The 7377-nt window shown below is 62.2% G+C and carries 7 protein-coding genes; 4 read left to right on the top strand and 3 right to left on the bottom strand.

Annotated elements, in window-relative coordinates; translation table 11 throughout:
* Positions 1-6 precede the first annotated feature (6 nt).
* The 3 genes from tssK to tagH are packed head-to-tail and all read right to left on the bottom strand — an operon-like array spanning position 7 to position 3284.
* Positions 7-1341, bottom strand: a complete 1335-nt coding sequence (gene tssK / locus K1567_RS16665; RefSeq protein ID WP_034101502.1) for a type VI secretion system baseplate subunit TssK — start codon at positions 1339-1341, stop codon at positions 7-9.
* A gap of 15 nt (positions 1342-1356) precedes the next feature.
* Positions 1357-1866 (bottom strand): type VI secretion system lipoprotein TssJ, encoded by a 510-nt coding sequence (gene tssJ, locus K1567_RS16660; protein ID WP_047881779.1) that lies wholly within the window; start codon positions 1864-1866, stop codon positions 1357-1359.
* A 50-nt stretch (positions 1867-1916) separates the two neighbouring features.
* Positions 1917-3284, bottom strand: a complete 1368-nt coding sequence (tagH, locus tag K1567_RS16655) for a type VI secretion system-associated FHA domain protein TagH (RefSeq protein WP_169867637.1) — start codon at positions 3282-3284, stop codon at positions 1917-1919.
* A 394-nt stretch (positions 3285-3678) separates the two neighbouring features.
* On the opposite strand from tagH, the gene tssA reads away from it, so the two are divergent.
* The 4 genes from tssA (at position 3679) to K1567_RS16635 (ending at position 7359) form a co-directional block, all read left to right on the top strand.
* A complete protein-coding gene (gene tssA / locus K1567_RS16650; RefSeq protein WP_034101505.1) occupies positions 3679-4698 on the top strand; it encodes a type VI secretion system protein TssA in 1020 nt (339 codons plus the stop codon).
* 54 nt (positions 4699-4752) lie between these two features.
* On the top strand, positions 4753-5259 hold the full coding sequence (tssB, locus tag K1567_RS16645) for a type VI secretion system contractile sheath small subunit (RefSeq protein ID WP_034101506.1): 507 nt from the start codon (positions 4753-4755) through the stop codon (positions 5257-5259).
* Between the two features lie 2 nt (positions 5260-5261).
* The gene (tssC, locus tag K1567_RS16640) at positions 5262-6758 is read left to right on the top strand and encodes a type VI secretion system contractile sheath large subunit (RefSeq protein WP_034101507.1); all 1497 of its coding nucleotides are present in this window, start codon (positions 5262-5264) and stop codon (positions 6756-6758) included.
* Between the two features lie 112 nt (positions 6759-6870).
* Positions 6871-7359, top strand: a complete 489-nt coding sequence (locus tag K1567_RS16635; RefSeq protein ID WP_017526783.1) for a type VI secretion system tube protein Hcp — start codon at positions 6871-6873, stop codon at positions 7357-7359.
* Positions 7360-7377: the final 18 nt, after the last annotated feature.

The following is a 7377-nucleotide window of genomic DNA, read 5'->3' as shown; positions in this document are numbered from 1 at the left end:
CGCGGATTATCCTCGGATCGCCCAGAAGGCCAGGTTCAAGCCCGGGAACTGCCCGGCGATATGGAAGGCAAAACCACCGGAATTGCTCAGTTGCTGCCAGTGCTCGCTGCCCCGGTCCAGTTCGTAGTAGGTCGAGCCTGCGTGGTACGGCAGTTGGCGCGGCGCCACCGGCAACGGCACCAGGCCGATGCCCGGCAGTTGCAGGTTGACCATGTCGCGGATGTGCTCCACCGAACCCACTTTGCTCTGCTGGCCGAAGCGCGCGCGCAGGGTTTCGCCAGGCACATCGGCACGTACCACCAGGATGAAACTGGCGTTGTCGAGCAGGGTCTTGTCGGCCAGCATCGCCACGTGGATGCCGTAGGCTTTTTCCACAATCGGGATCGGCGTGGCTTTGCTGTCGATCAGCATCGACAACGCCTCGCGCAACGCCGCCATCACCGGGGCGAAGCTCACGGCCAGGTCGTCGTGCTGGTACTGCGGGTATTCCTGAGGGCGCCGGCCCGAGGTGGAGAACGTGGAAAACTCCCCGGCCAGGCTTACCAGTTCACTGAAGAAACGCTCCGGGTGCAGCGGGCTCAACTGGCTGAAATGCTGGATCAGCGGCTGGGCGCGGTTGACCAGTTGCAGCAGCATGAAGTCGGCGATTTCCGACGCGCCGCCAGCGCCCGAGGCCACCACGCGGCCGGCCAGAGCTTCGCCACGCTGGTGCAACAGGCCCAGCAGTTCGCTGCGAAATGCCGTAAGCGGTTTGCTTGCGGCCACGTCCAGCACGGGTGGGATGTAGCTGTCGTCGAGCACCAGCGCGCGGTCGGCGCGTTTTTCCTTGATGCGTACCACACCGATGGCCGCGTAATCACTGATGCCATCCTGGGCGGTCAACAGGCGCAAAGCGCGGGAGCCTACGGCCACCGGCGCGCGATTTTCGAACGGCGCGTTGTCGTCGCGCACTTCACGCACTTGGCTCACGTAACGCGCGGCTTCCAGGGCCTCGCCTTCGTCGACGGTGTCGCGCACGCCGGCACGCTTGAGCGGCAGGGCCAGGTACACCAGGCCGTCACGCAGGCTGTCATCGATGTTCAGCGGGCTCGGCGCCAGGTCGTCCTGAGGGATATTGAACGGCGTGCCATCCGGCAACAGGCCCCGCGCCGTGACGATGGCCAGCTTGCCCTGGGCCAACAGGCCCTGGTCGATCAGCAACTCGGAAAAGCCCCAGGCACCGGCGGACAACGGGCGGCTGCGGGCGTCGATCAGGTTTTCCAGGTAACGGTCATGCTGCTGGAAGTGCTGCGTTCCGATGAACATGCCTTCCGACCAGACCACGCGATTGTTCCAGGACATGGGGGCTCCGATTGCTTATTGGGCAGGGCTGGATGGGGTAACCACGACGTCGGCGCGCACCGCACGCACATCGAGGCTGATCTGGTATTCGGTGTACTGACGCGCCGGCACGTTGATCACCGTGCGCCACTGCGCGCGGTCGAGTTCGCGGTAGCCCACCAGCAAACCGATCTGGCGCGTGGACGGGTCGAGGTCGCGCTGAATGCTCAACTGCTGGCCGGGCTGGACCGTCACTTCGTCCTGGTCCAGCAGGTCCAGGCCCAGGGTCGATTGCGCGCGGTCGGCCAGGGAGAAATAGTCGGAACGGGCAAAGGTGGCGGCGTTCTTCAGTTCGAAAATCCGCACCCGTACCGGCGCGGCCTGGCCATTGGCGCTGGGGTTGAGCCCGGCAATCGCATGGAAGTGCAGCTCGACCGCCGCGGTATCGGCGTCAGCCTCGGCGGCGGTGTCGGGTTTGGCGGCATCTTTGGCACACGCCGTCAGCAGCAGCGCGGTGGCGACTGCGAGTAAAAACCTGGGAATCATCCTGCGTCCTCAATGACGTACTTAGCTATCCGTTAATCCGTGGGTGGCGGTCAGCGCCGCTGTCGGGCGCTGTGTTCTTCGTAGGCCCGGCTGAATTCGCGGCCGAACAGGTCCTGGAAATCCTCCTGGGCCTCACGGGAAATATTGCTGTAAAGCTCGGTGAACTGCTGCCAGTACTGGGCCTGGCGCGAACCGCTGAAAATACCCGAGAGCCCGCCGGGCTTGCCCATGCGCTCTTCGAGTTGCGCCGGTTCGAAGCGCTTGAGCAGGTGTTTGATCGCCGCTTCCACACCCGCCATCACCGCCAACTGGTGGGCGCGCAGGTCGTCGAAACTTTCCCGCACGGCGACATCCGGCGCCATAAACGCTTGGTTGCCGTGACGCAGCAACAGCAGTAACGCTTCATCGGCATTCGGTGCGAATTTCAACGGATTGTTTTCAGCCGGCTGGATCATGGTCTGCTGCATGCGGAACTCGCCCTTGAGGCTGGCCCGGGCGCGCAGGACATCGATCAGACCTTCGACCATCAGCCGGTAGCTGCGGCCGATGCTTTCCATCTGCGCGCAAGCGTCGGCCTTGTCCAGGCGCAGCTGGTCCAGGCCAGCGCCACGTAGGAAGGCTTGCAGCAGGTCCGGCTGCCCGGCGCTGGCCACCGGCGGTGCAACGTCGGGCGCAGGGGCGGACGGAGTCAGCGGCGGTGACGGCGGTGGCGGTGGCGGCGATGGGATCGGTGCCGGTGCCGGTGCGCTGATAATCGGCGGCGGCGCGTCGCTGAGCAGGTCCCAGTCTTCGGGGATCACCGAAGCGGACACCAGCGGCGGTTCTGCCACCGGCACACTGACCGGCGTCGGCGGGCGGAAATCGTGTTGTTCGCTGGGGACGTGGTCGGCCACGGTGGGCGGCGGCACGGCGGTGGGGCTGAGGAAGTCAAACAGGTCCGGCAGCGTGTCCATCGACGAGGCGCCCTGGAACTGCGGCGCAATCACCGGCGTCGGCATGGGCGCGGGCACCGAGGGGCTGGCAACGGCCCCCATCAGCGCTTCGAAGCTGTTCGGCGACTCACCGGCAAAGGGTTGGCTTTCAACCGCTTGCACGCTGAAATCAATGCGTGCCTGGATTTCGTAGTCGCCGATGCGGATCAGCTCGCCGTCCTGCAGAGGTTCGCTATTGCCACGGCGCATACGAATACCGGCGTTAACCAACTCCACACCGTTTGTACTGTTATCGGTTAAATAATAACGGCCGTCTTTGTATTGAATAACGCAATGTTGGGAAGACACGAGGCGCTCGGGATCAGGCAATACCCAGTCATTATCCGAGCTGCGGCCGATCGCCATCGAGCCCTTATTCATGGACTTTTCGGGACATTGCCCGGGGGTAATCTTGTGATAACTAGTGATAGTCAAACACAGCGACATCTTGCCTCCTTGCTGATACTTCGCGCGCGGTCGATTCCCGGGCCGAACATTCCCGGGAAATCCCCATCGGGTCGTGCAATCGACCCTTCACAACCCGCAGTTGCCAGCATGATCGCTGATCTTAACTGGGCCGCATGACAAAAATCCTGCCTCGGTACGTGCTTCGACCCGTCAGTCGCACAGGTTGTTAAGCACCGCACATCTGTCACAGAGGGCGAATAGCTTACCTTGACAAGGCATAAGTACTACACCAAAAATGCACAACTTCTTGAACACCAATGATGGCACATTAATACCATCGTGCTTATATGACCAAGAAAACATGCAAAGTTCCTCGCGCAACTAATGCATGAATTGCCCGGCATTTAACGGGCCGATAGGGAGATCGATTTCAGTGGATGTGCCTTTGCTGCTCGCCGCCGTTTCCGCGAACTCGCCATGTGGCGAAGACATGGAATATGACGCGGATTTTCTCCAGCTAGAGCGTGATGCCAAGGGCCAACCCGAGCGCAGCATGGGCGACGCTATTCTGCCCGCCGAACCGCCGGAATGGCGCAGCATCCAGCAGCAGAGCCTCGACTTGCTGCAGCGCAGCAAAGACCTGCGCATCACCCATTTTCTATTGCAAAGCTCCCTGGCCCTGCAGGGCGTGGCCGGTCTGGCCGAAGTTCTCACGCTGATCGACGCACTGCTGCGCGAATACTGGGCCGACCTGCACCCGCGCCTGGACGCCGACGACGATAACGACCCCACCGTGCGCATCAATGCACTGGCCGGCCTGACCAGCGACGCGACCATCCGCCTACTGCGCGAAAGCATCCTGACGCGCTCGCGCACCTTCGGCCCCGTGAGCCTGCGCGCCGCGCTCAATGCCAGCGGCCTGATGCACTTTCCGGATGAACAACTGGGCGCCCAGCAGCTCAACGCGGCGTTCCTCGACAGCGACCCCGACCATCTGCAAGCCACCCGCGACGCCTTGAGCACCGCGCGAGCGGCCTGCGAAGCCATTGAACAGCAGGTCAACGAACAAGTCGGTTCCGCCCAGGGCGTGGACCTGAGCGCATTGAAGCAGCCACTCAAGCAAGCGCTGCAAGTCCTCAATCAGGCGGTACCCGGTACCGACAGCAGCAGCGAACCCGAGGCCGTCAGTGAAGACAGTGCCCCCTCGGTCGACTTCGCCCCTGCTCCAGCGGCGCCACGCCCGGTTGGCGATATAGCCAGCCGCGACGACGTGCTGCGCAGCCTCGACAAAATCCTTGCGTATTACACCCGGCACGAGCCTTCGAGCCCGCTGCCGGTGTTGTTGAACCGGGCCAAAAATCTGGTCCATGCCGATTTCGAAGCGATCGTGCGCAACCTGATCCCCGACGGCATGTCCCAATTTGAAAACCTGCGCGGCCCGGACGGCGAGTAAGCCGCCCGGCTGTGCAGTAACAACACCGTCGCTCAAGCGACCAGGAGCAGCAACGTGGCGAAGCAAAGTTCTCAGAAATTCATCGCGCGCAACCGCGCGCCTCGAGTGCAGATCGAGTACGACGTCGAGCTCTACGGCGCCGAGAAAAAGGTCCAGCTGCCCTTCGTGATGGGTGTGATGGCCGACCTCGCCGGCAAGCCTGCCGAGCCGCTGGCGCCCGTGGCCGACCGCAAGTTCCTTGAAGTGGATGTCGACAACTTCGACTCGCGCCTCAAGGCCATGCAGCCGCGCGTGGCATTCCATGTGCCGAACGAACTGACCGGCGAAGGCAACCTGAGCCTGGACATGACCTTCGAAAGCATGGACGACTTCAGCCCGGCCGCCGTGGCCCGCAAAGTCGACGCGCTGAACCAGTTGCTCGAAGCCCGCACCCAGCTGGCCAATCTGCTGACCTACATGGACGGCAAGACCGGCGCTGAAGAAATCATCATGAAGGCAATCAAGGACCCGGCACTGCTTCAGGCACTTGCCAGCGCGCCGAAGCCTGCAGGGGATCAGTAATCATGACCGACAACACCGCACGCGAAGGCGTCCAGAGCCTGGGCGCCACTGAAGAAACCAGCGAATTCGCATCCTTGCTGATGCAGGAATTCAAGCCCAAGACCGAACGTGCCCGCGAAGCCGTGGAAACCGCCGTGCGCACCTTGGCCGAACAAGCCCTGGCGCAGACCGATCTGGTGTCCAACGACGCGATCAAGTCGATCGAATCGATCATCGCTGCCATCGACGCCAAGTTGACCGCCCAGGTCAACCAGATCATCCACCACCCGGACTTCCAGCAGCTGGAAAGCGCCTGGCGTGGCCTGCACTACTTGGTCAACAACACCGAGACCGATGAGCAGCTCAAGATCCGTGTGCTCAATATCTCCAAGCCGGACCTGCACAAGACCCTGAAGAAATTCAAGGGCACCGCGTGGGACCAGAGCCCGATCTTCAAGAAAATGTACGAAGAAGAATACGGCCAGTTCGGCGGCGAGCCGTACGGCTGCCTGGTGGGCGACTACTACTTCGACCAGTCGCCACCGGACGTCGAGCTGCTGGGCGAGCTGTCGAAAGTCTGCGCCGCCATGCACTCCCCCTTCATCGCTGCGGCATCGCCGACCGTGATGGGCATGGGCTCGTGGCAGGAACTGTCGAACCCGCGCGACCTGACCAAGATCTTCACCACCCCGGAATACGCCGGCTGGCGTTCGTTGCGTGAATCGGAAGACTCGCGCTACATCGGCCTGACCATGCCGCGCTTCCTGGCGCGCCTGCCGTATGGCGCCAAGACCGATCCGGTGGAAGCCTTCGCGTTCGAAGAAAACACCGACGGCGCCGACAGCTCCAAGTACACCTGGGCCAACGCCGCTTACGCCATGGCGGTGAACATCAACCGTTCGTTCAAACACTACGGCTGGTGCTCGCGCATCCGTGGTGTGGAGTCCGGCGGTGAAGTGGAAAACCTGCCGGCCCACACGTTCCCTACCGACGACGGTGGCGTGGACATGAAGTGCCCGACCGAGATCGCCATCAGCGACCGTCGCGAAGCGGAGCTGGCGAAGAACGGTTTCATGCCGCTGCTGCACAAGAAAAACACCGATTTCGCCGCCTTCATCGGCGCGCAATCGTTGCAGAAACCCGCCGAATACGACGATCCGGACGCCACCGCCAACGCCAACCTGGCCGCGCGTCTGCCGTATTTGTTCGCCACCTGCCGTTTCGCCCACTACTTGAAGTGCATCGTGCGCGACAAGATCGGTTCCTTCAAAGAGAAGGACGAGATGCAGCGCTGGTTGCAGGACTGGATCCTCAACTACGTGGACGGCGATCCGGCGCACTCCACCGAAACCACCAAGGCCCAGCACCCGTTGGCGGCCGCCGAGGTGATCGTGGAAGAAGTGGAAGGCAACCCGGGTTACTACAACTCCAAGTTCTACCTGCGCCCGCACTACCAGCTCGAAGGGCTGACCGTGTCGTTGCGCCTGGTGTCGAAGCTGCCTTCGGCGAAAAGCGCCTAACAACAGATGAGCCGGCTCTTGTGCAGGAGTGGGTGTGCCCCCTCCCACACAAAAGCACTGCCCATTTGGAGTGACTCAAATATCAGTGGCAAGCGCCACACAGGGAGAAAACATGGCTGTTGATATTTTCATCAAGATCGGCGACATCAAGGGCGAGTCCATGGACAAAGCCCACAAAGACGAAATCGACGTGCTGAACTGGAGCTGGGGCATGTCCCAGTCCGGCAACATGCACGTTGGCGGTGGCGGCGGTGCGGGCAAGGTGAACATCCAGGACCTGTCGCTGACCAAGTACGTCGACAAAGCGTCGCCTAACCTGATGATGCTGTGCGCCAGCGGCAAGCACATCGACAAGGTCAAGCTGACCGTGCGCAAAGCCGGTGGTGAAAGCCAGGTCGAGTACATGGTGATCAACCTGGAAGAAGTGTTGGTGACGTCGCTGAGCACCGGCGGTTCGGGCACCGATGACCGTCTGACCGAGAACGTCACCCTGAACTTCGCCCAAGTGATGGTGGACTACCAGCCACAGAAAGCCGACGGCACCAAAGACGGCGGCGCGGTCAAGTTTGGCTGGAACATCCGTTCCAACACCAAGCGCTGATAGCCCTGGTGCCGTGGC

It is taken from the genome of Pseudomonas sp. S5F11, assembly GCF_019641515.1.
Lineage (GTDB): Bacteria > Pseudomonadota > Gammaproteobacteria > Pseudomonadales > Pseudomonadaceae > Aquipseudomonas > Aquipseudomonas rhodesiae.
The sequence above is the reverse complement of the archived record's forward strand: the minus strand, read 5'-3'. Positions and strand labels throughout refer to the sequence as shown.

Excerpts from the sequence above, each read along its gene's own strand:
- tssJ (WP_047881779.1), bottom strand. The coding sequence starts at position 1,866 with ATGATTCCCAGGTTTTTACTCGCAGTCGCCACCGCGCTGCTGCTGACG.
- tagH (WP_169867637.1), bottom strand. The coding sequence starts at position 3,284 with ATGTCGCTGTGTTTGACTATCACTAGTTATCACAAGATTACCCCCGGG.
- tssK (WP_034101502.1), bottom strand. The coding sequence starts at position 1,341 with ATGTCCTGGAACAATCGCGTGGTCTGGTCGGAAGGCATGTTCATCGGA.
- K1567_RS16635 (WP_017526783.1), top strand. The coding sequence starts at position 6,871 with ATGGCTGTTGATATTTTCATCAAGATCGGCGACATCAAGGGCGAGTCC.
- tssC (WP_034101507.1), top strand. The coding sequence starts at position 5,262 with ATGACCGACAACACCGCACGCGAAGGCGTCCAGAGCCTGGGCGCCACT.